19 protein-coding genes, 1 pseudogene and 1 riboswitch are annotated in these 24,130 nt (G+C 75.2%); of the genes and pseudogenes, 8 read left to right on the top strand and 12 right to left on the bottom strand.

What is annotated here, in order from left to right; genetic code table 11:
* Positions 1-199: 199 nt before the first annotated feature.
* Positions 200-1,183 (top strand): LysR family transcriptional regulator, encoded by a 984-nt coding sequence (locus tag G1H19_RS10710; RefSeq protein WP_162392287.1) that lies wholly within the window; start codon positions 200-202, stop codon positions 1,181-1,183.
* Positions 1,184-1,195: 12 nt separating this feature from the next.
* On the opposite strand, the gene G1H19_RS10705 is transcribed toward G1H19_RS10710, so the two are convergent.
* Entirely contained in the window at positions 1,196-1,462 is a 267-nt protein-coding gene (locus G1H19_RS10705) for a dienelactone hydrolase family protein (protein WP_152727529.1), read from the bottom strand.
* A gap of 20 nt (positions 1,463-1,482) precedes the next feature.
* On the opposite strand from G1H19_RS10705, the pseudogene G1H19_RS10700 reads away from it, so the two are divergent.
* Both G1H19_RS10700 and G1H19_RS10695 read left to right on the top strand, forming a co-directional pair.
* Positions 1,483-1,719: pseudogene (locus G1H19_RS10700) on the top strand (ABC transporter ATP-binding protein); the annotation flags it as partial.
* A 55-nt stretch (positions 1,720-1,774) separates the two neighbouring features.
* The gene (locus tag G1H19_RS10695; protein WP_152727530.1) at positions 1,775-2,728 is read left to right on the top strand and encodes a quinone oxidoreductase family protein; all 954 of its coding nucleotides are present in this window, start codon (positions 1,775-1,777) and stop codon (positions 2,726-2,728) included.
* A gap of 275 nt (positions 2,729-3,003) precedes the next feature.
* Here the strand turns inward: G1H19_RS10695 and G1H19_RS10685 are convergent, their stop codons facing one another.
* The 6 genes from G1H19_RS10685 to G1H19_RS10660 form a co-directional block, all read right to left on the bottom strand.
* Positions 3,004-4,071: a DNA polymerase domain-containing protein gene (locus tag G1H19_RS10685; RefSeq protein WP_152727531.1), complete on the bottom strand. Its 1,068-nt coding sequence runs from the start codon at positions 4,069-4,071 to the stop codon at positions 3,004-3,006.
* A gap of 36 nt (positions 4,072-4,107) precedes the next feature.
* Positions 4,108-5,664 carry an alpha/beta hydrolase gene (locus G1H19_RS10680; protein ID WP_152727532.1) on the bottom strand — a complete coding sequence of 519 codons (1,557 nt, stop codon included), beginning with the start codon at positions 5,662-5,664 and terminating at the stop codon, positions 4,108-4,110.
* Between the two features lie 43 nt (positions 5,665-5,707).
* Positions 5,708-6,814 carry an ATP-dependent DNA ligase gene (locus tag G1H19_RS10675; protein ID WP_152727533.1) on the bottom strand — a complete coding sequence of 369 codons (1,107 nt, stop codon included), beginning with the start codon at positions 6,812-6,814 and terminating at the stop codon, positions 5,708-5,710.
* A gap of 44 nt (positions 6,815-6,858) precedes the next feature.
* Positions 6,859-7,443: a signal peptidase I gene (locus tag G1H19_RS10670; protein ID WP_162392286.1), complete on the bottom strand. Its 585-nt coding sequence runs from the start codon at positions 7,441-7,443 to the stop codon at positions 6,859-6,861.
* Positions 7,444-7,948: 505 nt separating this feature from the next.
* On the bottom strand, positions 7,949-8,626 hold the full coding sequence (locus tag G1H19_RS10665) for a LuxR C-terminal-related transcriptional regulator (protein ID WP_152727535.1): 678 nt from the start codon (positions 8,624-8,626) through the stop codon (positions 7,949-7,951).
* Positions 8,623-9,465: a sensor histidine kinase gene (locus G1H19_RS10660; protein ID WP_163638808.1), complete on the bottom strand. Its 843-nt coding sequence runs from the start codon at positions 9,463-9,465 to the stop codon at positions 8,623-8,625. The genes G1H19_RS10665 and G1H19_RS10660 overlap by 4 nt, the downstream gene beginning before the upstream one ends.
* Positions 9,466-9,718: 253 nt before the next feature.
* Here G1H19_RS10660 and G1H19_RS10655 point away from each other — a divergent pair, with 253 nt between their 5' ends.
* Entirely contained in the window at positions 9,719-10,345 is a 627-nt protein-coding gene (locus tag G1H19_RS10655) for a TasA family protein (RefSeq protein WP_152727537.1), read from the top strand.
* Between the two features lie 45 nt (positions 10,346-10,390).
* Here the strand turns inward: G1H19_RS10655 and G1H19_RS10650 are convergent, their stop codons facing one another.
* Both G1H19_RS10650 and treZ read right to left on the bottom strand, forming a co-directional pair.
* Positions 10,391-11,116, bottom strand: a complete 726-nt coding sequence (locus G1H19_RS10650; protein ID WP_162392285.1) for a dihydrofolate reductase family protein — start codon at positions 11,114-11,116, stop codon at positions 10,391-10,393.
* Between the two features lie 2 nt (positions 11,117-11,118).
* Positions 11,119-12,873, bottom strand: coding sequence for a malto-oligosyltrehalose trehalohydrolase (treZ, locus tag G1H19_RS10645; RefSeq protein ID WP_152727539.1), 1,755 nt, complete (start codon positions 12,871-12,873; stop codon positions 11,119-11,121).
* A gap of 173 nt (positions 12,874-13,046) precedes the next feature.
* On the opposite strand from treZ, the gene G1H19_RS10640 reads away from it, so the two are divergent.
* Positions 13,047-15,227: a hypothetical protein gene (locus tag G1H19_RS10640; protein WP_152727540.1), complete on the top strand. Its 2,181-nt coding sequence runs from the start codon at positions 13,047-13,049 to the stop codon at positions 15,225-15,227.
* Positions 15,228-15,337: 110 nt separating this feature from the next.
* On the opposite strand, the gene G1H19_RS24510 is transcribed toward G1H19_RS10640, so the two are convergent.
* Positions 15,338-15,913, bottom strand: a complete 576-nt coding sequence (locus G1H19_RS24510; RefSeq protein ID WP_152727541.1) for a transglycosylase family protein — start codon at positions 15,911-15,913, stop codon at positions 15,338-15,340.
* Between the two features lie 2 nt (positions 15,914-15,915).
* Positions 15,916-16,065, bottom strand: a riboswitch (cyclic di-AMP (ydaO/yuaA leader).
* Positions 16,066-16,377: 312 nt separating this feature from the next.
* Between G1H19_RS24510 and G1H19_RS10630 the strand changes: the two genes are divergently transcribed.
* The 3 genes from G1H19_RS10630 to G1H19_RS10620 are packed head-to-tail and all read left to right on the top strand — an operon-like array spanning position 16,378 to position 19,420.
* A complete protein-coding gene (locus tag G1H19_RS10630) occupies positions 16,378-17,424 on the top strand; it encodes an efflux RND transporter periplasmic adaptor subunit (RefSeq protein WP_152727542.1) in 1,047 nt (348 codons plus the stop codon).
* Positions 17,421-18,203, top strand: coding sequence for an ABC transporter ATP-binding protein (locus G1H19_RS10625; RefSeq protein WP_152727543.1), 783 nt, complete (start codon positions 17,421-17,423; stop codon positions 18,201-18,203). Before G1H19_RS10630 ends, G1H19_RS10625 begins: the two co-directional genes overlap by 4 nt.
* Positions 18,200-19,420, top strand: a complete 1,221-nt coding sequence (locus G1H19_RS10620; RefSeq protein ID WP_152727544.1) for an ABC transporter permease — start codon at positions 18,200-18,202, stop codon at positions 19,418-19,420. The genes G1H19_RS10625 and G1H19_RS10620 overlap by 4 nt, the downstream gene beginning before the upstream one ends.
* 125 nt (positions 19,421-19,545) lie before the next feature.
* Here the strand turns inward: G1H19_RS10620 and treY are convergent, their stop codons facing one another.
* Entirely contained in the window at positions 19,546-21,891 is a 2,346-nt protein-coding gene (gene treY / locus G1H19_RS10615) for a malto-oligosyltrehalose synthase (RefSeq protein ID WP_162392284.1), read from the bottom strand.
* Positions 21,888-23,999, bottom strand: coding sequence for a glycogen debranching protein GlgX (glgX, locus tag G1H19_RS10610; protein ID WP_152727545.1), 2,112 nt, complete (start codon positions 23,997-23,999; stop codon positions 21,888-21,890). Before glgX ends, treY begins: the two co-directional genes overlap by 4 nt.
* Positions 24,000-24,130: the final 131 nt, after the last annotated feature.

Below are 24,130 nucleotides of genomic sequence, written 5' to 3'. Positions count from 1 at the left end.
GACCGGGCGTCCTCAGGAGGTCGCGGCCATCGTGACCCCGGCCGTACCGGTGCGGAATGGTCTTGTCGGTATGCGGACCATCGGGCGGGTGGATGCTCGCGCGCCGCGACCGGTGCCGGCAGCCGATGACGGGGCCCGGCGGGGGCGCATGATGGGGGGTGGCCCGCAGAGCGCGGCGACCGCTCGACGAGGAGGACCCGTGCCCGACCGCGCGTCCACCGGCCCCGCTGCGGGCGGCCCCGTGCCCGAGCCGTCCCGGCGGGCGTTGCGCAGCCAGGACCTGATGACCCTGCCGGTGCTCCGCGCCCTGCTGGTCGAGCGCAGCGTCACCCGGGCCGGCGAGTCGGTCGGGCTCAGCCAGCCCGCCACCAGCGCCGTCCTGGCACAGCTGCGGCGGCGTTTCGGCGACGAGCTGCTCGTGCGGGTCGGGCGCGACTACCAGCTCACCCCGCTGGCGGCCAGTCTCCAGTCCCGGCTGGAGGTGGCCACCGATGCCCTGGACCGGCTGTTCGGTGACGACTTCGAGCCGGCCACCACGTCGCGCCGCTTCACCCTCGCGATCTCCGACTACCTGGTGACCGTGCTGGCCGAGCAGCTGAGCCGGATCCTGGCCGACGAGGCCCCGGGGGCGAGCCTGGACGTGCAGCAGCTGACCGCGATGGCCCAGCTGGACGTCGACGCGCTGCTGCGCCAGACCGACGGCGCGGTGCTGCCGCACGAGCTCGTCCAGGGCCATCCGGGCCAGCCGCTGCTGGCGGACCGCTGGGTGTGCATCGTGTCCACCAACAACACCAGCGTCGGGGACGAGCTGTCGTTGGACGAGCTCGCGGCACTGCCCTGGGTCAGCCAGCTGAGCCGGCACGAGCGCACCACGGAGATCCCGCCGCTGCGCCGGCTGGGTGCCCTCGGCATCGACCCGCACGTCGACGTGCTGACCGACAGCTTCCTGGCCGTGCCGTTCCTGGTGGCCGGCAGCAACCGGGTCGCCTTCGTGCAGGAGCGCCTGGCCCGCCGGTTGGCCCCGGTCGTGCCGGTGCGCATCGTGGCCTGCCCGGTCGACGTCGTCATGACCCTGTCGCTGCGCTGGCACCAGACGATGACCGACGACCCCGGCCACCGGTGGCTGCGCGGCGCGCTCGTCCGCGCCGCCCGCCTGGCCACCGCGGACGACCCCGCGGGCTGAGCACCCGCAGGGTCAGCCGTCGCGCCGCACGCCGTCGACCGGCAGCTGACGGCGCAGCATCGCGACGACCAGCTCCCAGTCGCGCTCGGCGGCGACCGGGTCGTGCACGTCCCGCGTCGGCATCGTGTACCCGTGCTGCACGCCCGGGTGGGCCACGCGCTGGTAGCGCACCGGGGCGTCGGCGAGGAGCTGCTCCCACCGGGCGACCATCGCCGGTGGCGCGGTGAAGTCTTCGTCGGCGTAGCTGCAGTAGAGCTCCCCGCGCACCTGGTCGAGCACGAGGTGCGGCGTACACCGTCGCGCTGACCGCGGCCGCCCCGGTGCCCCGGCCGGCCCAGCAGGCCGCTCGCCGGGCGGCCCGCGAGGCCGCCGGGTTCGGCACCGCCGGCGCGGCCCGGCCCTCGGCGACCGGGTGCCCGTTCGTGCCCCGCTGCCCGCTGGCCACCGACGTCTGCAGCGCCCAGCGGCCGCCGCTGCGGCTGATCGGCGACAGCAGCTCGGCCTGCCACCACGCCGAGCGCGTCCCCTCCCTCTGACCCGTCCGCATCCCCATCCGGCCGGCCCGTCCGGTCCACAGCGAGGAGCTCACCCGTGCGCGCCCAGCTGCTCCGCGAGTCCGGCACCGACCCCGAGCTCGCCGACGTCCCGGTGCCCGCCGTCGGCGACGACGACGTGCTGATCCGGGTGACGGCGTCCTCGGTCAACCCCCGCGACCTGCACATCGCCTCCGGCGAGGCCGCCGCCTACATGACCTACGAGTACCCGGTCGTGCTCGGCACCGACCTCGCCGGCACCGTCGAGCGCGTCGGCGCCGGGGTGTCCGACCTCGCCGCCGGGGACCGCGTGTTCGGCACCGTGCACTCCATGGTGGCCGGTGCCCGCGGCTCGTTCGCCGAGCTGGCGGCGGCACCCCGCAGCTCCGTGGTCCGCACGCCCGACGCCGTGGACGACGAGTCGGCCGGCGCCCTCGGGCACGCCGCCCAGACCGCGTGGCAGTGCGTCGAGGCCGTCGCCGCGAGCACCGGTGACGTGGTGCTGGTGCACGGGGCCAGCGGCGGGGTGGGCAGCTACGCCGTCCAGGTGCTGCTCGCGCGGGGCGCGCGGGTGATGGCCACCGCCCGCTCGGAGCCGGGTGCCGAGCTGCTGCGCAGCCTGGGCGCCGAGGACGTGCTCGACGGCTCCTCGGCCGACCTCGGCGAGAGCGTGCGGGACCGGCACCCCGAGGGGATCGCGGCGATCGTGCACCTGGTGCCGCAGGCGCCGGCCGAGCTGACCGCGCTGGCCCGGCAGGTGCTCGCCACCGGCGGGCGGGTCGCCTCCACCACCTTCGCCGCCGAGCCCGACGCCCTGCCGGGGATGGTGGCGGGCAACGTGTTCGGGCACGCCGACCAGGCCGCCCTGCAGGCGATCGCCGACCTGGCGGCGGCCGGGCGGCTGCGCGCGCCGGTCACCCGGAGCTTCCCGCTGGAGCAGCTGACCGATGCCTTCGCGGCGCTGGGCGGCGGGTCCACCGGGAAGATCGCCGTGCGCATCGCCGCGCACTGACCTGCAGGCCGTCGAGCCAGGTCGCTGTCGGGGGAGATCGTCACCGAGATCGACGACGGGGAGGACCCCGACGCGGTCGCGATGGCCCGGGACATCGTGGACAGCCAGCGCGCGGAGATCACCGGGATGGAGCAGCTCTTCACCGTCGCCGGCGGCTGAGGCGCTGCACCGCGCTCACTGAGTGGTCCAGTGGTGCCCGGCGCGGCCGGAGTCGGCTGCGCCGGGCTCCCCGCCCACCACGACTGCAGCTGCTCGGCGTCGTGGTCCCCCGTCGGTCAGGTGATCTCGCCGGCTGGACGCCGGGCGCGGCTGGGCTGCACCCGCATCGGCTCGCCCGGCATCTTGGGGTAGTCCGGCGGGTAGGGCAGCTCACCCAGACCCAGGTCGCGCTCCTGGCGCTCGGCCAGCTCCAGCAGGCTCTCGATGCCGTGGGCGTGGTCGGCCAGGCCCGCGTGCCGGTCGCCGAGGGCGCGGAAGCGGTCGGGCATGGTGCGCACCGTGAAGTCGAAGGGGGACACGTCGGGCAGCTCGTCCCAGTCCAGCGGGGCGGACACCGGGGCGTGCGGCTGGGGCCGGATCGAGTAGGCGCTGGCGATCGTGCGGTCCCGGGCCATCTGGTTGTAGTCGATGAAGATCCTCTCGCCGCGCTCCTCCTTCCACCAGCTCATCGTGACCCGGTCGGGCAGCCGGCGTTCCAGCTCCCGGCCGAACGCGATCACGGCGCGGCGCACGTCGGCGAACGGCCAGCGCGGCTGGATCGGCACGTAGACGTGCAGGCCGCGCCCACCGGAGGTCTTGGGCCAGCCCTGCATGCCGTGCTCGTGCAGCAGCTCGCGCACGTGCGGGGCGACCCGCACGGCGTCGGAGAAGTCGGTGCCGGGCTGCGGGTCCAGGTCGATCCGGATCTGGTCGGGTTGCTCGACGTCGGTCGTGCTCACCGGCCAGGGGTGGAAGGTCAGCGTGCCCAGGTTCGCCGCCCAGGCCACCACCGCGACCGAGTCCGGGGCGATCTCGTCGGCGGTGCGCCCGCTGGGGAAGGTGATCCGCGCGGTGGGCACCCACTCGGGGGCGTTCTTGGGCACCCGCTTCTGGTAGAACGCGTCGCCGCTGGTGTCCGTCCGGGTGGACAGCTTCGCGCCCTCGAACACCCCGCCCGGCCAGCGCTCCAGCGTGGTCGGCCGGTGCCGCAGCGCGGCCAGCACGCCCGGGCCGACCGCGATGAAGTACTCCACCACGTCGATCTTGCGCAGGCCGAGCTCGGCGAAGTAGGGCTTCTCCGGGCTGGACACCCGCACCTCGTGACCGTCGACGGTCAGCACGACGGCGTCCTTGCTGCTGGCCATGGCCGGTCCTCCCCGGGCGGTGCGGTGGTGCCGGGCTCAGGCGGCCGGGCAGACGAGCCCGTCGGCGGGCACGGTCAGGTCGGTCAGGTAGGCGTCGACGGCCGCCGTCACGCACGGCGTCTTGGGGTAGGCGGTGTGCCCGTTGCCCTGCCAGGTGAGCAGCACGCCCGCGTCGAGGTCCTCGGCCATGTCCACCGCGCCGGGGTACGGCGTCGCCGGGTCGCCCTCGGTGCCGACGACGACGATCGGTGCGCTGCCCTGGGCGTCCCGCTCCGGCAGCGGTGTGCGCGGCGCGTCCCAGACCGAGCAGGTGTAGAGCGAGCTGGCGGAGCCCGCGCCGAAGAGCGGGTACCGGACGCTCCAGTCGGCGACCAGCGCCCGCACCTGGGCCTCGGTGTACTCCTCGTCGGTGTCGGCGCAGTTGATCGCCAGGTTCGCGTCGGTGATGTTGGAGTACGTGCCGTCGGGGAAGCGCCCGTTGTAGGAGTCGGCCAGGGTGAACACCCCGGCCGAGTCACCGGCCTGGGCACTGGCCAGGGCCTGCGCCAGCTGCGGCCAGGACGACGTGTCGTACAGGGCCGCGAGCACCGCGGTGAACACGTGCCCGGCCGTGGCCTGGCGGGTCTCCCCGGCCTCCGAGCTGGGGATCGGGGCGGTGCGGGCCTGGGCCAGCAGCGAGGTCACGAAGCCGCGGGGGTCGGCGCCGATCGGGCAGCCGGCGAGCAGGCCGGTGCAGTTGGCCGCGAACGCGTCGAAGGCGGCCTCGAAGGCCCGGGCCTGGCCTTCGGCGGACTCCTGCTCGGTGGCGTCCGGGTCGACGGCGCCGTCCAGCACCAGGGCGCGCACGTTCTCCGGGAACAGCTCGGCGTAGGTGGAGCCCAGCGTGGTGCCGTAGGAGTAGCCGAGGTAGCTGAGCTGCTCGTCGCCCAGCGCCTGGCGCAGCCGGTCCATGTCCCGGGCGGTGGCCACCGTGCTGAAGGCGCCGAGGCCCTCGCCGTACTCGTCGGCGCAGGCGTCCGCCACCTCGCGGGTCAGCGCGAACGCGTCGTCCAGCTGCTCGGGGGTGGTCGGCTGCGGCTCGGACGCCGCGGACCGGTCCTTGAGCTCGGCGTCGACGCACTCGACGGGGGAGGACAGGCCCACCCCGCGGGGGTCGAAGCCGACCAGGTCGAAGCGCTGCAGCACCTCCACCGGCAGGGTCAGCGCCAGGCCGACGACGGCGTCGACCCCGGAGCCGCCCGGGCCGCCGGGGTTGACCAGCAGCGACCCCTCGCGGTCGGTCTGCCCGGCCATGACCACCCGGATCATGAACAGCTGCAGGGTCGGGCCGTCGGGGTCGTCGTAGGTGACCGGCACGTCGGTGCGGCCGCACTCGAAGGACAGGTCCCGCTCGGCCCCCGGCTGCCCGGCGATCAGCTGCTGGATCTCGGAGTCGCAGTCGGTCCAGGCGATCGCGTCGACCTGCTCGGGCGTCGGGGTCGCGCTCGCCGCGGCCGGCGCGGCGGCGCCGTCGGTCTCGCTGAAGGACGTGCAGCCGGTGAGGCCGAGCAGCAGCCCGGTGGCGAGGGCGGCCAGGCGTTTCGGGACGGACATGATCAGGAGCGTAGGAGGCGCGGCGGTCGGCTGCTCGTCCCGGTCAGCCCTCGGTGGGCCGCACGCGGCCCCCGAGCACCTCGGCCAGGTCGTAGCGCACCGGCACCTCCAGCTGCTCGTAGGTGCACGAGCGGGCGTCCCGGTCGTGCCGCCAGCGCAGGAAGTGCCCGGTGTGCCGCAGCCGGGTGCCCTCCAGCTGGTCGTACTTCACCTCGACCACCAGCTCCGGGCGCAGCGGCACCCAGGACAGGTCCTTGCCGGCGTTCCAGCGGCTGGTGGCGCCGGGCATCCGCTGCTCGCCCTCGGTGAGCACCTGGGCGTTGGCCCAGTCCTGCCACGGGTGCCCGGACAGCGCGTCGGCCAGGTACGGCGCCAGCTCCTCGACCAGCTCGGCCCGCCGCGTGACGGTGAAAGACGCGGCGACGCCGATGTGCTGCAGGCCGCCCTCGGCGTCGTGGAGGCCCAGCAGCAGCGAGCCGACCAGCGGCTGCTCCGGCGTCGTCGTCTTGTGCCAGCGGAACCCGGCCACCACGCAGTCGGCGGTGCGCACGTGCTTGACCTTCGTCATCAGCCGCTGGTCGGGGGCGTAGGGCAGGCCACCGGGCTTGGCGACGACGCCGTCCAGCCCGGCGCCCTCGAACTCGGCGAACCAGCGGCGGGCCAGCGCGACGTCGCGGGTGATGGCGGTGGTGTGCACGGGTGCCTGCACCCCGGCCAGCGCCTCGCGCAGCCGGGCCTGGCGCACCGAGAACGGCTGCTCCATCAGCGACTCGTCGCCCAGGGCCAGCAGGTCGAAGGCGACGAACGACGCGGGGGTCTCCTGCGCCAGCTTCGTGACCCGGGAGACCGCCGGGTGGATGCGCTGCAGCAGCGACTCGAAGTGCAGTCGGTCGCCCTGCGGCACCACGATCTCGCCGTCGACGACGCACCGCTGCGGCAGTTGCGCCTTCACCGCCTCGACGACCTCGGGGAAGTAGCGGGTCAGCGGACGCTCGTTGCGGCTGCCCAGCTCGACCTCGTCGCCGTCGCGGAAGACGATGCAGCGGAAACCGTCCCACTTCGGCTCGAACCACAGGTCCGCCGCGGTGGGGAACGTGGTGGCGGCCTTGGCCAGCATGGGCTTCACCGGCAGCTGTACGGGCAGGTCCATGCCGGCCAGTGAAGCAGCCCCCGCCGACACCCGCCGCCGCCGTCCTACGGTGCGACCGGCCCGGGCAGCTCGTCGGCCGGCCGGGGGAGCTGCCGACCCGGTGACACGGCCAGCACGGCGCAGGCCAGCAGCACCAGCACCCCGGCGCCGGTCGGGCTGTGCGCCAGCACGGCGAAGCGCCCGAGACCGGGCACGGCGGACCACAGCACACCGCGGACGTCGCCGGCCGGCACCGGGTCGGCGTCGGCGTCGGCGTTGGCGTCACCCCGGGTGGTGAACGACAGCGTCGCGCCGGTGCCGTCCACGGCCACGACCCGGTGGGTGACCAGCACGCCGGTGGCCCGCTGGTAGGTGACGACGTCGCCGACCACCACGGTGCTCGGGTCGACCGCGCGGGTGAGGACCAGGGCACCGACCGGTATGCCGGGCGCCATGCTGCCGCTGAGCACCGTGAGCGCACTGCCGCCGGTCACCCTCGGGTACAGCGCGATACCCAGCGCGAGACCGGTCACGCCCAGCAGCACCAGACCCAGCAGGCCCGCGACGACGCGGCGCACCACGCGCATCCGCCGGTGCCCGGGAGCCGCGGGGGAGGGTGCGTCGGCCGGTGGGAGCAGCGTCGTGGACACGCTCGCCATCCTCGCCACGGCCGGCCGGTCGCACATCATCGAAGCTGGGGATGCGGGCCGGGGGAGCAGCGCACGAGCATCGGTCCGTGCCCCCGCCCCCGATGCCGCCGACGTGAGCGGCCGGGCCGTCGTCGGAGTGGCGCTGGCGCTGTGGGCGGGCACGCTGGCCGAGGGGCCGGCGGGGACGACGACGGCGTCGTTCACCGACGTGACCGGCGCAGGGGTCGTGGCCATCGCCGGGCCGGCCGGGGACCCGGCCCCGGACGGCGGGGTCGCAGCCGACGCGGACCCGGGCTCTGTCGGGGCAGCGCTGCCCGCCGATCCGGAGCCGGGGCCCGCCCTGCCTGTCGAGTCCGCGCCGCCGGAGCCGGCAGTGCCCCCCGCTACGGGCGGGCAGGGGGAGGCCTCGACCGCGCCTCCCGCCGGCGGCGGCCCCGCCGAGCCGGTGGACCCAGCTCCCGGACCTCCGGTCCCCGGGACTCCGGGCGACTGAGCGGACGCCCGGTCAGCGGCCGGCGGCGTCCAGCCAGCCCGTCCGGCGGGCGGCGGCGACCGCCTGCAGCTGCGAGGTGGCCTGCAGCTTGGTCAGCACGCCACGGATCTGGCTGCGGACGGTCGACTCGCTGACGAACGAGGCCCGAGCGATCGCGGCCGTCGTCATCCCGTCGGCCAGCCGGCGCAGCACCTCGTCCTCCCGGGGGCTCAGCCGGCGGAACGGAGCCCAGCGCGCGGTCTCGTCGGCGCGCGCCGTGCGAGCCGCGGCGAGCAGCTGCTGCCGTCGTCCCGGAGGCAGCGGGTCGCCGCCGGCGCGCACGGTGAGCACCGTCTCCACGAGACGGTCCAGGGGGGCGTCCTTGGCCAGCACCGTCGTCGCCCCGCGCTGCAGTGCCGTGCCCCAGACGCTGCCGGCCGGCTCGGCGGTCAACACGACGACGGTGCAGCCGGCGGCGACCAGCGGGGCGACGAGGTCCAGCCCGTCGAGCACGGTGCCGCCCGGGACACCCAGACGCAGGTCCAGCAGAACGGTCGCCGGCGCCACCGCCCGGGCCGCGGTCAGCACGGCGTCCGCGGAGTCCGGGGCCACCACCGACGCCTCGATCCCCGCTGTGCGCAGCGCGAACTGGACCGCCTGGGCCAGCAGCACGTGGTCGTCGACCAGGAGCACGGGCACCGCGGTGGTCATCCGACCAGCCGGAGACGGGCCGGGTCGACCGACAGCGTGGTGGGGAGCAGGTGCACGGCCCCGAGGGGCAGCGTCAGGGTGAACGTGGCACCGGCGCGGGACGACTCGGCCACCAGCTCGCCGCCGTGGGCGCGGGCCATCGCCCGAGCGATGCCCAGGCCGAGCCCCTCGCCCGGGCTGCCGGTCCGGTGCACACCCGGGGAGAACACGGCGCCGGTGTCGCCCAGGCCCGGGCCGTCGTCGGCGACGGTCACGGTGAGCTGGTCGCCCAGGTGCGCGCTCACCCGGCACGGGGCACCGGCGGCGTGCGCCAGGGCGTTGTCGAGCAGGTTGCCCACGATCACCGCCAGCGCGTCGGCGTCGACGGTGACCGGGCCGGTTCCGGTCGCCGTCCAGCTGACCGCGAGCCCGCGCTGCCGGTGCGTACCGACCAGGAAGCCGATCACGTCGTCCAGGGCGACGGCGCCCGGCGCGGGCGCCCGGTCGGGCAGCTGCAGCATCCGCTCCAGCCGGGCGAGCTCCCGGTCCACCGCCTGCTCCACAGCCGCGCGCCGGGCCGGGTCGTCACCGAAGGCCGGGTGTCGGGTCATCGACGACGCGGCGCGTACCCCGGCCACCAGGGACCGCGCGTCGTGCAGGCACTCCCGCACGGCGCGCAACCGCTGCTCGGCCTCCGCCAGCAGCGCCGTCGCCTCGTCCGGTACGTCCGGGAGCGCGGTCGGGCGGCGGCGCGGGGTCGCCCACGCGTCGAGCAGCGAGCTGCGGCGACGGGTCAGCGCCGCCGCCCGCCGGGGTCGGCGGGCGGGCGGGGTGACCGGCCGGTCGCGGGCCGGACTCATCCGGTCACCGCCCGAGCCGGCCGTCGTCCTGATCGGCACGGACCACCTCCTGGGGTTGCGCCGACTACAACACGCGCCGTGACCAGCTGATCCATTTCGGTGACAGTGTCCGCAACACGTGACCCACCCGTTACAGCCGGCGCATCCTCAACGTGGACGATGCCGCCCCACCGACCCTCACGGGAACCTCTCCCTGCCAGCCGCACGACCGGCGGGTGACCGCCGCCGCGCGGCCATCGACAGGAGAACAACCATGAAGAAGCTCGTCCTCACCTCCGCCGCCATGGGTGGCGTGGCCCTCATCGCCCTCAGCACCGGCGGCACCTTCGCCGGGTTCACCGACTCCGCCGCGGCGACCGGGCCGGCGGTCGCCGCCGGCACGTTGAGCGTGACCGTCGACGCGCCGGCGCAGGCGCCAACGATCGCCGGCAACCTCATCCCGGGCAGTACGGGCATCTACCCGTTCCTGGTGCGCAACACCGGCTCGACGCCCGGCTACCTGCACGGCTCGATCGCCGACGTGGTCAACGACGAGAACGGCTGCGCGGCGGAGGAGAAGCTCCTCGGCGACGACTGCACGAAGGCCGGGCCCGGCAGCGGCGAGCTCGGCGCTCAGCTCACCGTCGGGTACTACGTGGACAAGAAGGCGCACAACTACCAGGAATGCCAGGCGATCAAGACCCTGGACGACGCCGTGGGCACCGCCGACCTCGGCACCCTGAACGCCTTCACCGTGCCCAAGGGCAGCTTCGAGGTCGAGCCCAAGGGTGCGCTGTGCATGCTGCTGGTGCTCACGCTGCCCACCACCGCGGACAACAAGGTGCAGAGCGACACCGCGGCTTTCACGGCGACGTTCACGCTGGACCAGCTCAAGGGCTGACCGAGTCGCCGGCGGCGCGGTGCCCGACGGCCGCACCGCCGGCGGTCACGCCAAGCGGTACCGGGTGAACAGGCTGCCGTCCTCGGTGAGCACGTGCACCAGCTCCGGGCGGGCCACCTCCGCCAGCGCGGTGCCGCCGAGCAGCTGCGGCCCGCCGCCGACCAGCGCCGGGGCGATGGTGAGGCACAGCTCGTCCACCACCCCGGCGTCCAGCGCGGCGGCGAACAGCGCCGGCCCGCCCTCGCAGAGCACCTGCTCCAGCCCACGGGCGGCGAGCTGGTCCAGTGCCTCGGGCAGGTCGACGTCGTCCTCGCCGCAGACCAGCACGTGCACGCCGGCCGCGGTCAGCGCCGCGCGCCGCTCGGGGTCGGCGGCGGCGCAGGTGACCAGCACCGTGGGCTGTGCCGCGCCTGCCAGCTGGTCGTCGGGGCTCAGCGACGCCCGCCGGGACACCACGACCACCGGCGCTGTCGCCGGGCGGCCGAGGTCGCTGCGCAGCCGGCCGACGGGGGAGTCGGCGCTCAGCGGCCGGTAGCCCTCGGCCGCGGCGGTGCCCGCGCCGACCAGCACCGCGTCGGCCAGCGCCCGCAGCACCCGGAACACCCGCAGGTCGCCGTCGGACCCGAGCCCGCCGCTGCGGCCGTCGACGGCGACCGCGCCGTCCAGCGAGGTGACGAAGTTGACCCGCAGCACCCTGCCCGTCGGCAGCCCGTACACCGCGGCCAGCTCCTCGTCGGGCACCAGCCCGACCGACGGGTGGAGCGAGCGCACGGTCAGCGGGTGGTGACGACGACGGCGCTCTCGGCCGGCACGGTCACCGAGCCGTGGTCCAGCGTCGGCGCGTCGCCGGTGGCGAACACCACGCCGGTGGCCGGCACGTCCAGGTCGATCTCCCGGGCGGTGTCGGCCAGGTTGGCGACCACCCGCAGCGAGCCGCGGTGCACGACCAGCCAGCGGTCGTCGTCGTCCCAGCTGACGGCCATCGCCGACAGGTCGGGGTCGACCAGCTCGGGGTGCGCCCGGCGCAGCGCGATCAGCTCCCGGTGCACCGCCAGCAGCCGGGCGTGCGGCTCCCGGGTGGGCTCGGACCAGTCCAGCTTGGAGCGCCGGAAGGTCTCCCGGTCCTGCGGGTCGGGGACGACGGCGGCGTCCCAGCCGTGCTCGGCGAACTCACCGATCCGGCCCTCGGCCGTGGCCCTGCCCAGCTCGGGCTCGGGGTGGCTGGTGAAGAACTGCCACGGGGTGGCCGCGCCCCACTCCTCGCCCATGAACAGCATCGGGGTGAACGGGCTGGTCAGCACGATGGTGGCGCCGACGGCGAGCAGGCCGGGGGAGAGGCTGGCTGCGATCCGGTCGCCGACGGCGCGGTTGCCGATCTGGTCGTGGTCCTGCAGGTAGGCGACGAACTTCCAGCCGGGCAGCGCCCGGGTGTCCACCGGCCGGCCGTGGTGCCGGCGGCGGAAGCTGGACCACGCGCCGTCGTGGAAGAAGGCCCCGGTGAGGGTCTTGGCCAGCCCGCCGATGCCGGCGGCGGCGAAGTCGGCGTAGTAGCCCTGGCCCTCGCCGGTGAGGGTCGCGTGCAGCGCGTGGTGGAAGTCGTCGCTCCACTGCGCGGTCAGCCCGGTGCCGCCGGCCACCTGCGGGGTGACCATCCGGGGGTCGTTCAGGTCGCTCTCGGCGATCAGCGTCAGCGGCCGGCCCTCGGCGACCGACAGCCGGGCCACCTCGGTCGCCATCTCCTCCAGCACGTGGGTGGCGCGCTCGTCGACGAGGGCGTGCACGGCGTCCAGCCGCAGACCGTCGACGTGCATGTCGCGCAGCCACATGAGCGCGTTGTCGATGATGTAGCGGCGCACCTCGTCGGAGTCCGGGCCGGACAGGTTGATCGAGTTGCCCCAGGTGTTCGCCCCGCCCTCGGCGAAGACCGGGAAGAACTCCGGGAGGTAGTTCCCGGACGGGCCGAGGTGGTTGTAGACGACGTCCTGGATGACGCCGATGCCGCGCTGGTGGCAGGCGTCCACGAAGCGCTGGTACCCGGCGGGGCCGCCGTAGGTCTCCTGCACCGCGTACCAGGCGACGCCGTCGTAGCCCCAGTTGTGCGTGCCGTTGAACGCGTTGACCGGCAGCAGCTCCACGAAGTCGACGCCGAGGGACACCAGGTGGTCCAGCTGCCCGATCGCGGCGTCGAACGTGCCCTCGGCGGTGTAGGTGCCGATGTGCATCTCGTAGACCACGCCGCCGGCCAGCACCCGGCCGGTCCAGGCCCGGTCGCCCCAGGCGTGGGCACCGCGGTTGAAGCGGCGGGACAGCCCGTGCACGCCGTCCGGCTGGCGCGGCGAGCGCGGGTCGGGGCGGGGTGTGTCGCCGTCGTCGAGCAGGTAGCCGTAGTCGCTGTCCGGGCCGGCCTCGACGGTGGCCCGCCACCAGCCGCCCTCGTCGCGCTGCATCTCGTGCGGGGTGCCGTCGACCAGCACCCGGACCCGGGTGGGGATCGGTGCCCAGACGTCGAACGGGACGGGCTGCGACATGCGGGGGCCTCCGTGGTGCGGTGGTGTGTGCCTGCGGTGTGCTGGGCTCTGCTGACGGGTGGGCGCTGCGGGGAGGTGCCCGCCGGGCACGGCGCCCGGGGACGGGCGCCGGCGGGGGACGGGTCGATCATGCCCGGTGACACGCTCGCGAACCGTCGGACGGGGGGACGGGCATGCAGGCACAGGAACCGGGCGCCACCGGCGGCCCGACGGTCGAGCTGCGCACCCACGGCGCCGCGGGCAGCTCGCCGGAGGACCTGCTGGGCAGCCCGGTGGTGGTGCAGGTCGCCGGGGACGGCGCGGGGCGGTTCTTCCGACCGGCCGACGGCCGCGGCACGCCGCTGCCGGCGCGCGACGGGCACGTGCTCGAGGGCTACCACTGGGGCCTGTTCACCTCCGGCAGCTGGGTGCAGGGCCTGTGGTTCCTGCTGCTGCCGTTCGGCGCGGTCAACCTGGCCGCGCACGCGTTGCCGCCGGCTGCCGGCCGCCGGGCCCGCAGCACGGCGCTGGCCGCGCTGCGCCTGCTCGGCCTGGCGCTGAGCGCCACCTTTGCCCTCGGCGTGGTGCAGGTGCTGGTCGACCTGCTGGCCCGGCAGGGCCCGGGACAGGGACGCCGCGCCGCGGTGCTGGCCGCGCTGGCCGGGGTGCTGCTGGTGCTCGGCGTGGTCGCCGTGCTGGGCCGTGGCCGGGTCGGCGCCGCCCCGCCCGGCACTCGCACGGTGGACGCCGAGGACCCGCCGGCCACCGTGCTGGCCGACCCCGCCTTCTACCGGGGCGACCCCGACGTGCCGGTGCTCCGACGGCTGCACGGGGTGGTCGGCCTGGCCGTCGTGGCGGTGCCGGCCGGCGCCCAGGCCGGCGTGCCGGCGCTGCCCGCTGCCCTGCTGGCGGCCGCGGCACTGCTCGGGGTGCTGCTCGGCGACCCGCTGGCCCCGGCGCCCCGGCTGCGCCGCGGGGACGGGCCGCGGCCGGTGCTGGGCTGGCTGGTCACCGTGCTGCTGGTGGCCACCGCCGGCGCGGCCGCCGTGCTGTGGGCGCTGGTGCTGACCGGTCGGGCCCCGGCCCGCGGGCCGCTGCCCGGGACGGCCGGGCTGACCGCCGCGCTGGTGGCCGCCGGCGCGGGCTGCCTGCTGGTGCTGCTGGTCGCCGTGGCCGGCGCGGCCCGCCGGGGGACCGCCGCGGACACCCCGCCGCCGTTCCGGCCGCTGGCCGGGGGCCTGGCCGGCTGGGTGCTGGCGGCCCTGGGGGCACACCTCGGCATCGGGTTCACCGCCGGGCTGGTGTGGGCCACCCGGTGGGCGGTCGGCGGTGAGGTGGCCGGGCTCTACCGCGGGGTCGCCGGCGCCTGGGGGTTCGCCGTCCTGCTGCTGGCCGCCGGTGCGCTGGTGGTGCTGGCCGGCCGGGGCCGCGCGCTGCGCCGGCTGCGCGCTCGGGCGGCCGCGGCCCGGGCGCTGGTGGCCCCGACCACGCCCGCGACGCTGCTGGACGCGACGGCGGCGGCGCTGTGGCGGGCCGGGCTGCGCCGCCACCTGCCGGCCGCGCTCGTCGGGCTGGCCGTGCTGGGCACGGTCACCGCACCGGTCCTGCTCGCCGGGGTGACCGGCGCGGTGCCCGGCCGGCCCGCCGGGGTGCTGGTGGCGGTGGGCACCGTGGCACTGGTCGGCTTCGCCGCCGGCCTGCTGCTGGTCGGCCGGGGTGCGGTGTCCTCCCCGGCGGTGCGCCGCGGGGTCAACGTGCTCTGGGACGTCGTCGCGTTCTGGCCCCGCGAGGTGCACCCGGTGGTGCCGCCGCCGTACTCGCAGCGCGCCGTGGCCGACGTCGCCGACCGGGTGGCCTGGCACCTGACCGCCGGGGGCGCCGCCCGGGTGGTGCTGACCGGGCACAGCCAGGGCAGCCTGCTGTGCCTCGCGGCGCTGGTGCACCTGCCGGCCGGGTTGCGCGACCGGGTCGCCCTGGTCACGCACGGCTCGCAGCTGCAGGTGGCCTACGCCCGGGTGTTCCCGGCCGCGGTGCCGGTGGCCCTGCTGCGCTGGGTGCTCCGGGCCCTGGGTGGCCGCTGGCGCAGCTTGTTCCGGGACACCGACCCGTTCGCCGGCGCCGTCCTCTCCTGGGACCGCTCCGCGGAGGAGGCGGGCCCGCCGTGGACGTCGACCCGGCTGGCCCCGGCGGGCGCCGGGCGCGGCGACGACGTCGTCGACGAGCACGGCACCCGACGGTGCGGCCGGGACTGGCGGCTGCTCGACCCGGCCGTCGTGGACCCGCAGCGCCGACCCTGGCCGGGGCTGCGAGGCCACGCGGACGCCGCCAGCGACCCGGCCTGGCCGGCCGCCGTCGCGGACGTCTGGCGGGGGTGACCGGCCCGCTGCTGCGGGGCGGGCCGGTGTGGGCCCTGGGGAGAAGGCCGGACGGGCCGCAGGACGGGGCCCGGAGTGGGGGCCCCGCCGTGGCGGGGCCCCCGGTGCGGTCAGACGCTGAGGGTCTGGCCCACTCGGATGCTGTTCGGGTTCGGCACCGTGGCGCGGTTGAGCTCCCACAGGCCGCGCCAGCCGCCGGCCGTGCCCTGGACGCGGGCGATCTTCGCCAGGGTGTCGCCCGGCTGCACGGTGTAGCTGCCGGCCGGGGCCGGGGCCGGGGCCGGAGTGGGTGCCGGAGCGGGCGCCGGCGCGGGGGCCGGAGCCGGGGCGGCTGCGGCGGTCAGGCGCTTGCCGCAGGTCGGCCAGGCACCGGGGCCCTGGGTGAGCAGGACGCGCTCGGCGACCTCGATCTGCTGCTCGGGCGTGGCCAGGTCGGCGCGCGGGGCGAACTGGCCGCCGCCGTGGCCCAGCCAGGTGGCGGAGCTGAACTGCAGACCGCCGTAGTAGCCGTTGCCGGTGTTGATCGACCAGTTGCCGCCGGACTCGCACTGGGCGACACCGCTCCAGTCGTGCGCCGGGGCGGCCGAGGCCGGGCCGGCGAGACCCAGGGACAGGGCGGCGGCGCCGACGAGGGCGCCTCCCGTCACGAGGACGCGACGGGTGGGGGACAGGACGTTGCGGGACATGGTTCTCCGATTCCACCGCCTGCGGGGTCAGCTGTCGGGTTCGGGCGATCGGTGCCCGGCCGGCGGCGCTGCCGGCTTCACCCCGAGACGCGCGGGCGCGTCGAGAAATGGGTCCCCCGCCCCCGTCCACGGGTGATCGGTGTGCAGGCCACCACCGGACGGGGCTGGGCGGGGCGGTGCCTGGTGCCCGGCCACTGACGCGGACACCCGGAGGACGGTAGGTGGCTCCGGCGGGTGCCGCCCGGGCTCGGCGGGAGCCTCCCGGCGTCTGCCCAGGTCGCCGCCCGAGGGCCCGGTGCGTCCGTGACGTGACGTTGTGGTGATGACACGGAGCGTTCCGTGATCGTGCTCATCCTCGGGGATGACCCGGTCCGCATGCCGATGTCGACCCCGGGTTGACCACAGCCGGCGATCGGGTGGCTACGTTGCTGCACAGTCCCGTCCGATCGGTGAGAAGAGTGTTCATGAGGGTCCTGCGCTCCGTGGTGTTCCCCACCCTGCGCCTGCTCGTCTGGGGCGTCATCGCCGTCGCGCTCGTGGTGCTGGCCTTCCGGGGCGGCACGGGCACCGACGCGACCGCGGCCGGCTCGGGCGGCCCGGCACCGGTCGACCTGGCCAGCCCGGCGGTGCCGGTGACGGTCGGCACCGTGCAGAACACCGTCTCGGTGACCGGCACGGTCGTGGCCGACCCGGCCGTCCCGGTCAAGGCGACGGCGGCCGGGAAGGTGCGCCGGGTGCTGGTCGAGCAGGGCGAGGACGTCGCCGCCGGTGACGCGCTGTTCGAGATCACCGTGACCACCGAGCGGGACCCGGTCACCACGAAGGACGCGATGGGCGTGGAGGTGGTCACCCCGCGCCCGCCGCTGGTCACCCGGGTGACCGTGCCGGCGCCCACCGCCGGCCGGGTCGCCACCCTGGACGTCCTGGTGGACCAGCTCGTCGCCGTCGGGGACGCCGCCGGCACCATCTCCCCGGGCACCCTGTCGATCAGCGCACCGCTGACCCAGGCCGACCAGTTCCGGCTGCTCTCGCCCCCCACCACCGCCGCGGTCACCGTGCAGGGCGGGCCGGCCCCGTTCACCTGCACCGGCCTCACCCTCGGCACCCCCGAGACGGCGGCGGACCCGGCCGGGGCCCCGCCCGGCGGCGCCCCGTACTACGACCCGAGCAGCGGTGGCGCGACCACCGGGACGACGGCCCGCTGCACCGTCCCGGCCGGCACCCCGGTGTTCGCCGGCATGTCCGCCGGCGTGGAGGTCGCGGCCGGCACGGCGGTGGACGTGCTCACCCTGCCGATCACCGCCGTCCAGGGCTCGGTGCAGTCGGGCAACGTCTGGGTGGTCGGGCCGGACGGCGAGCAGGTGCAGACGCCGGTCACCCTGGGGCTCAACGACGGCCAGCAGGTGGAGGTCACCGGCGGGCTCACCGAGGGCCAGCAGGTGCTGCAGTTCGTGCCGATCCCGGACGACACCCCGGTGGACGGCGGCATGTACGGCGGCTTCGGCGGATGAGGGGCCTCGACGGCCGGGGACGCGGTCGGGGCGAGGGCGGGCCGCCGGAGCGGGTGGGCAGCCAGCTGCAGCTGACCGCCGTCGGCCGGGAGGTGCGGCTGCCCAGCGGTGACCTGCTGGAGGTGCTCAGCGGCATCGACCTCACCATCGGGGCCGGCGAGCACGTCTCGATCGTCGGCCGGTCCGGCTCGGGCAAGTCCACCCTGCTCAACGTGCTCGGCCTGCTCGACGCCCCGACGTCGGGGGAGTACCTGCTGGACGGCCAGCCCACCGACCGGCTGCGCGGCCGGCGGCGCGCCCGCCTGCGCGGGGAGTGCTTCGGCTTCGTGTTCCAGCAGTTCAACCTGCTGCCCCGCCGGACCGCCGTGGAGAACGTGGCCGCGCCGCTGCTCTACGCCCGCGGCCGGGAGTTCCTGGGCCGCACCCGGCGCGCGCTGGAGGTGCTGGACCAGGTGGGGCTCGCGGCCCGGGCCGACCAGGTGCCCGAGCGGCTCTCCGGTGGCGAGCAGCAGCGCGTCGCCATCGCCCGGGCGCTGGTGCGCCGCCCCCGGGTGGTGCTGGCCGACGAGCCGACCGGCGCCCTCGACGTCGAGACCGGCCAGGCGGTGATGGCCCTGCTGGCGGAGGCGACCGCAGCCCAGGGCGCCGCGCTGGTGACCATCACCCACGACCTCGCGGTCGCCGCCCTGGCCGACCGCCGCCTGCGGCTGGACCACGGCCGGCTCACCCCGATGGACGCCGAGGCCCCCGGGGCGCGCACCGCCGAGGTGGTCGCGTGACCGGGCTGATCGGCGTGTTCGTCGAGGCCTGGGGCGAGGTGCGGGTGCACAAGGCCCGCGTGGTGCTCTCCCTGGTCGGGGTGTTCCTCGCCGTCTTCGCGATGACGTCGGTGACCGGGCTGGGCCTGATCGTCGCCCAGGTGCAGCAGGAGCAGTCCGAGCGCAGCACCGGCCGGTCGGCCACCATCCAGCTGTCCGGCTTCGACCAGACCACCGGGGCACCGGCACCGGCCGCCGAGTGGGACGCCGCAGTCGGCCAGCTGCTGGACCGCTACGGGGTGGAAGCCTACGCCACGGTCGCCTACCGCGACGCGCTGTTCCGGTTGCCCGGCGGCACCCAGCAGCTCCAGGTGCAGCAGGTGTCGCCGTCCTACGGGCCGCTGCACCGCCTGCAGCCGGTGCAGGGGCGCTGGTTCCGGGAGGGCGACCGCACGTCGCTGTCCCCGACGCTGGTGGTCAACGAGTTCTTCCTAGACATGCTCGGCGGTGGCGACCTCACCGCCCCGCGCACCGTCGTCCTCGGTGGTGCTCGGCCGGTGACGGCCACCGTCGTCGGCGTGCTGCGCGACGGCTACCGGAGCCCCACGGTGTACCGCATCGACCACACCGGCCTGGACGACGCGCGCGCCACCGCGGCCGCCGACCAGGCCGCGATGATGTACGGGCCACCGAGCGTCGAGCTGTGGGTGCCGTCGGCGCAGGTCGACGAGGTGATGGCCGCCCTGCAGGCGGACCTGCCGCTGCTGCTGCCCGGCATCTCGGCCAACGTCTACCGGGCCGACGACCCCAGCCTGGAGGGAACCATCGACACGCTGCGGCTCGCCGTCCGGGCGGTCGGCGCGGTGGCGCTGCTGCTCGGCGGGCTGGGCGTGTTCAACGTGGGCCTGATGGCGGTACGGCAGCGGATCCGGGAGATCGGCATCCGGCGCAGCTTCGGCGCGACCTCCGCACGCGTGTTCGGCGCGATCATGCTGGAGAGCGTCGTGGCCACCGTGCTGGCCGGGCTCGCCGCGGTGGCCCTGGCCGTGGCCGTGGTCGACAACCTGCCCATCGCCGACCTGTTCAACGACGGCGTCCCGATCGCCGACCTGCCCGGCTTCCCGGTGGAGGCCGCCGTCGAGGGCCTGCTGGCCGCCGCCGGTGTCGGTGCCCTGGCCGGCCTGCTGCCGGCGCTGCTCGCCGTCCGGGTCAAGGTCATCGACGCCATCCGCTTCTGACCCCCGCCGCGGCTGCTGGGAGCCCAGCGGTGATCAGCTGAGCTGATCACCGTCCGGCCGAGCTCACCAACGCTGGTGAACCCGGCCGGACGGTCGTGAGCTCGGCGGGTGGCCGCCCCGCCCGCCTACGCGCGGGTGAGCAGCGCGACCGGGAGCCGCGCGAGCAGCTCGGCCACCGGGGCGCCGTGGGCGTCGGAGACGACCCGGGCGCCGGTGAGCACGTCGTGCCAGCTGCCGGTGGGCAGCGCGACGGCGGTGTCCCGCCAGCCGCCCGCGGCGGCCAGCCCGACCGGCAGCCGGGTGGCCACCGTCATCGCCCCGCCCCGGTCGAAGGCGACCACGTGGTCGGCAGCCGGCCCGCTCGCCGCCACCGGCGTGTAGCCGGTGAACAGCTCGGGTGCGTCCCGGCGCAGCCGCAGCGCGCGGGAGACGACCAGAAGCTTGGCGGCGCCGGTGTCGTCGACACCGGGCACCTCCCCACCGTCCAGCCGAGCCAGCAGCGCGCGGCGCAGGTCGTAGTCGACCGGTCGCCGGTTGTCCGGGTCGACCAAGGAGTGGTCCCACAGCTCGGAGCCCTGGTAGACGTCCGGCACCCCCGCGATGGTCAGCTGCAGCAGCTTCTGGCTCAGCGAGTTCGACCGGCCCTCCGGCGTGATCCGGGCCACCAGTTCCTCGACGGCGCCCCGCGTCACCTCGTCGTCGAAGGCGGCGTCGACCAGGGCGTGCAGCTGCTCCTCGAAGGCGGCGTCCGAGGCGGTCCAGGTGGTCGAGGTCCCGGCCTCCCGGGCCGCCTTCTCCGCGTAGGCGTGCGCCCGCTCCCGCGAGATCGGCCACGCGCCGACCAGGTTCTGCCACACCTGGTGCGCCAGCGGGCGGTCGGCCAGCGGGTGCCGCTCGAGCAGCTGCCGCACCAGCCCGGCCCACTCGGTGGGCAGCTCGGCCAGCACTGCCAGCCGGGCACGGGTGTCCTCGCTGCGCTTGGTGTCGTGGGTGGACAGCGCGGTCATCGACGCGGGCAGCGACGCGGCCCGGTGCTGCTGCGCGGCGTGGAACTCCTCGACGGTGCGGCCGAGGTGCGCCGGGTCCCCGCCCACCTCGTTGAGCGCGACGAACCGGGCCCACCGGTAGTAGGCGCTGTCCTCCACGCCCTTGGCCATCACCGGCCCGCTGGTCTGCTCGAACCGGGTGGCCAGCTCCGAGCCCGCCGTCGACAGCAGCGGGTGCAGCCCGTTCACGGCCTCGGTCAGGTCCGGACGCCGTTCCCGGACGGCGGCCACGGTGGCGTCCAGGTGCTCGCGGCCCGCGGGCAGGTAGGAGCGGTACACCGGGAAGCTCGCCAGCAGCTCGGCCAGCGCCTCCCGCACCTGCTCCGCCGGCACGCCCGGCAGCTCGCCGACCAGCCGGTGCAACCGAGCGACCTCGGAACCGAGGATGCCGTCGGTGACCTCCCGCTTGCAGTCGTGCACGAGCTGGGCGTAGTCGACCGGGGCACCGGTGATCTCGGTGTCCAGCGCGGTCAGCGCCGGCTCACCGGCCGGGTCCACCAGGACGCCGTCCACCTCGGCCATGGCGTCGTAGCCGGTGGTGCCGGCCGTCGCCCAGCTCTCCGGCAGGGCCTCGCCGGGCTCCAGGATCTTCTCCACCACCGTCCATCGCCCACCGGACGCCGCGGCCAGCCGGTCCAGGTAGCCGCCCGGATCGGCCAGACCGTCGGGGTGGTCGATCCGCAGGCCGTCGACGGCCCCGGTGCGCACCAGCTCCATCGGCAGGGCGTGGGTGGCCTCGAAGACCGCCGGGTCCTCGGCGCGCAGCCCGGCGAGGGTGTTGATCGCGAAGAACCGGCGGTAGTTCAGGTCGCTGTCCGCCCGGCGCCAGTCGACCAGCTCGTAGTGCTGGCGGTCGTGCACCTCCCGCGGCGTGCCCTCCGCCGTCCCCGGGGTGATCGGGAAGCGGTTGTCGTAGTAGCGCAGCTCGCCGTCCACCACCTCGAGCTGCGCCAGGTCGTCGGCCGAGCCGAGCACCGGGATGCGCACCCGGCCGTCGCCGAACTCCCAGTCGACGTCGAAGGCGTCGGCGTGGGCGCTGTCCCGGCCGTGCTGCAGCAGGTCCCACCACCAGGCCGAGGCGTGCGCGTCGGCCACGCCCATGTGGTTGGGCACCAGGTCAAGCACCAGGCCGAGGCCGACCTCGTGCAGCGCGGACACGAACCGGTCCAGGCCCGCGCGGCCGCCGCGGGCCTCGTCCACGTGGGCGTGGTCGGTCGTGTCGTAGCCGTGGTTCGAGCCCTCGGACGACCGCAGCAGCGGGGAGGAGTACGCGTGGCTCACCCCGAGGTCGGCCAGGTAGCCGGCCACGGCCGCGGCGTCGTCCAGGGTGAAGTCGGCGTGCACCTGCAGCCGGTAGGTGGCCGACGGGACGTCCCGCCGGTCGCGGGCAGCCGGAGCCGAGGTCGGGGGCGGGGCGGGCGTCACGGCGCGGAGCTCAGCACGAGCATCGCCCGACCGGCCACGGTGACCTTCTCGCCGGCCTGCACCTGCACGGCGTCCACCGGGCCGAAGTCGGCCGTGTCGAGCACGACCGTCCACGCCGCGGCGAACTCCGCGCTGGGCAGCACGAAGTCGATCGGCTCGTGGTAGGCGTTGAAGACCAGGTAGAAGCAGTCGTCGACGACGTCCTCACCGCGCTCGTCGGTGGAGCGGATGCCGTGGCCGTTGAGGTAGACGGCCACCGACTTGGCGTGGTCGTTGTCCCAGTCGTCCTCGTCCATCTGCTCGCCGTCGGGGTTCAGCCAGGCGATGTCCGGGACCGGCGCACCGGCCTCCCGGCGCACCGGGCGGCCGTGGAAGAACCGGCGGCGGCGGAACGTGGGGTGGTCGGTGCGGATCTTGGTGACCAGCTTGGTGAACTCCAGCAGGCCCTCGTCGACGGCGTCCCAGTTGATCCAGGTGATCGGCGAGTCCTGGCAGTAGCCGTTGTTGTTGCCGCCCTGGCTGCGCCCGAGCTCGTCGCCGTGCAGCAGCATCGGCACGCCCTGGCTGAGCATCAGCGTGGCGATGAAGTTGCGCCGCTGCTGGGCCCGCAACGCCAGGACCTCCGGGTCGTCGGTCCGGCCCTCGACGCCGCCGTTCCAGCTGCGGTTGTGGCTCTCGCCGTCGTTGTTGTCCTCGCCGTTGGCCTCGTTGTGCTTCTCGTTGTAGGAGACCAGGTCGTTGAGGGTGAAGCCGTCGTGCGCGGTGACGAAGTTGATGCTGGCCACCGGGCGGCGTCCGGAGTGCTGGTACAGGTCGGCCGAGCCGGTGAGCCGGCTGGCGAACTCGCCGACCGTGGCCGGCTCGCCGCGCCAGAAGTCGCGGACCGTGTCCCGGTACTTGCCGTTCCACTCGGTCCACAGGGCCGGGAAGTTGCCCACCTGGTAGCCGCCGTCGCCGATGTCCCACGGCTCGGCGATCAGCTTGACCTGGCTGACGATCGGGTCCTGGTGCACCAGGTCGAAGAACGCCGACAGCCGGTCGACCTCGTGGAACTGGCGGGCCAGGGTGGAGGCGAGGTCGAAGCGGAAGCCGTCGACGTGCATCTCGGTGATCCAGTACCGCAGCGAGTCCATGATCAGCTGCAGCGACTGCGGGGTGCGCACGTTGAGGGAGTTGCCGGTGCCGGTGGTGTCCATGTAGTACTGCTCGTCGCCCTCGACGAGGCGGTAGTACGCCTGGTTGTCGATGCCCTTGAACGACAGCGTCGGGCCCAGGTGGTTGCCCTCGGCGGTGTGGTTGTAGACCACGTCGAGGATGACCTCGATGCCCGCCTCGTGCAGCGTGCGCACCATGCCCTTGAACTCGGCCACCTGCATGCCGTTGTCGGTGTTGCTGGCGTACTCGTTGTGCGGGGCGAAGAAGCCGATGGTGTTGTAGCCCCAGTAGTTGCGCAGGCCCTTCTGCTCCAGGGTGTCGTCCTGCACGAACTGGTGCACCGGCATGAGCTCGATGGCGGTGACGCCGAGCTCGGTCAGGTGGTCGATGACCGCCGGGTGCGCGATGCCGGCATAGGTGCCGCGCAGCTCCTCGGGCACCCGGGGGTGCGTCATCGTCAGGCCCTTCACGTGGGCCTCGTAGATCACCGTCTTGTGGTAGGGGATCCGCGGCGGGCGGTCGACGCCCCAGTCGAAGTAGGGGTTGGTGACCACGGACTTCGGCATGTGCGCCGCGGAGTCCTCGTCGTTGCGCTCCTTGGTCTTGAAGTCGTAGCCGAAGACGGCGGGCGCCCAGTCGACCTGCCCGTCGATCGCCTTGGCGTACGGGTCGAGCAGCAGCTTGTTCGGGTTGCAGCGCTGGCCCTGCAGCGGGTCGTAGGGCCCGTGCACGCGGAAGCCGTAGCGCTGGCCGGGCTGGATGCCGGGCAGGAAGGCGTGCCAGACGTAGGCGTCCATCTCCGGGAGGCGGATGCGCGTCTCGGTGCCCGCCTCGTCGAACAGGCACAGCTCGACCTTCTCGGCCACCTCGCTGAAGAGGGCGAAGTTGGTGCCGGTGCCGTCGTACGTCGCCCCGAGGGGATAAGCGGTTCCGGGCCAGACCTGGAAGGTCATCGGGTGGTCCTCCTGCTGTGGGCGGCCCTCGTGTCGGGGCCGCGGGAGCCCCCGCCAGCCGGCGGGGACGACGAGCTCGTCGGGTCGGCGGTGCCCGCCCGCACCGCCGGGCACACGCACTCGTCATGACG

This window comes from Goekera deserti (assembly GCF_010685995.1).
Lineage (GTDB): Bacteria > Actinomycetota > Actinomycetes > Mycobacteriales > Geodermatophilaceae > Goekera > Goekera deserti.
This window is presented reverse-complemented; position numbering and strand designations above follow the sequence as displayed.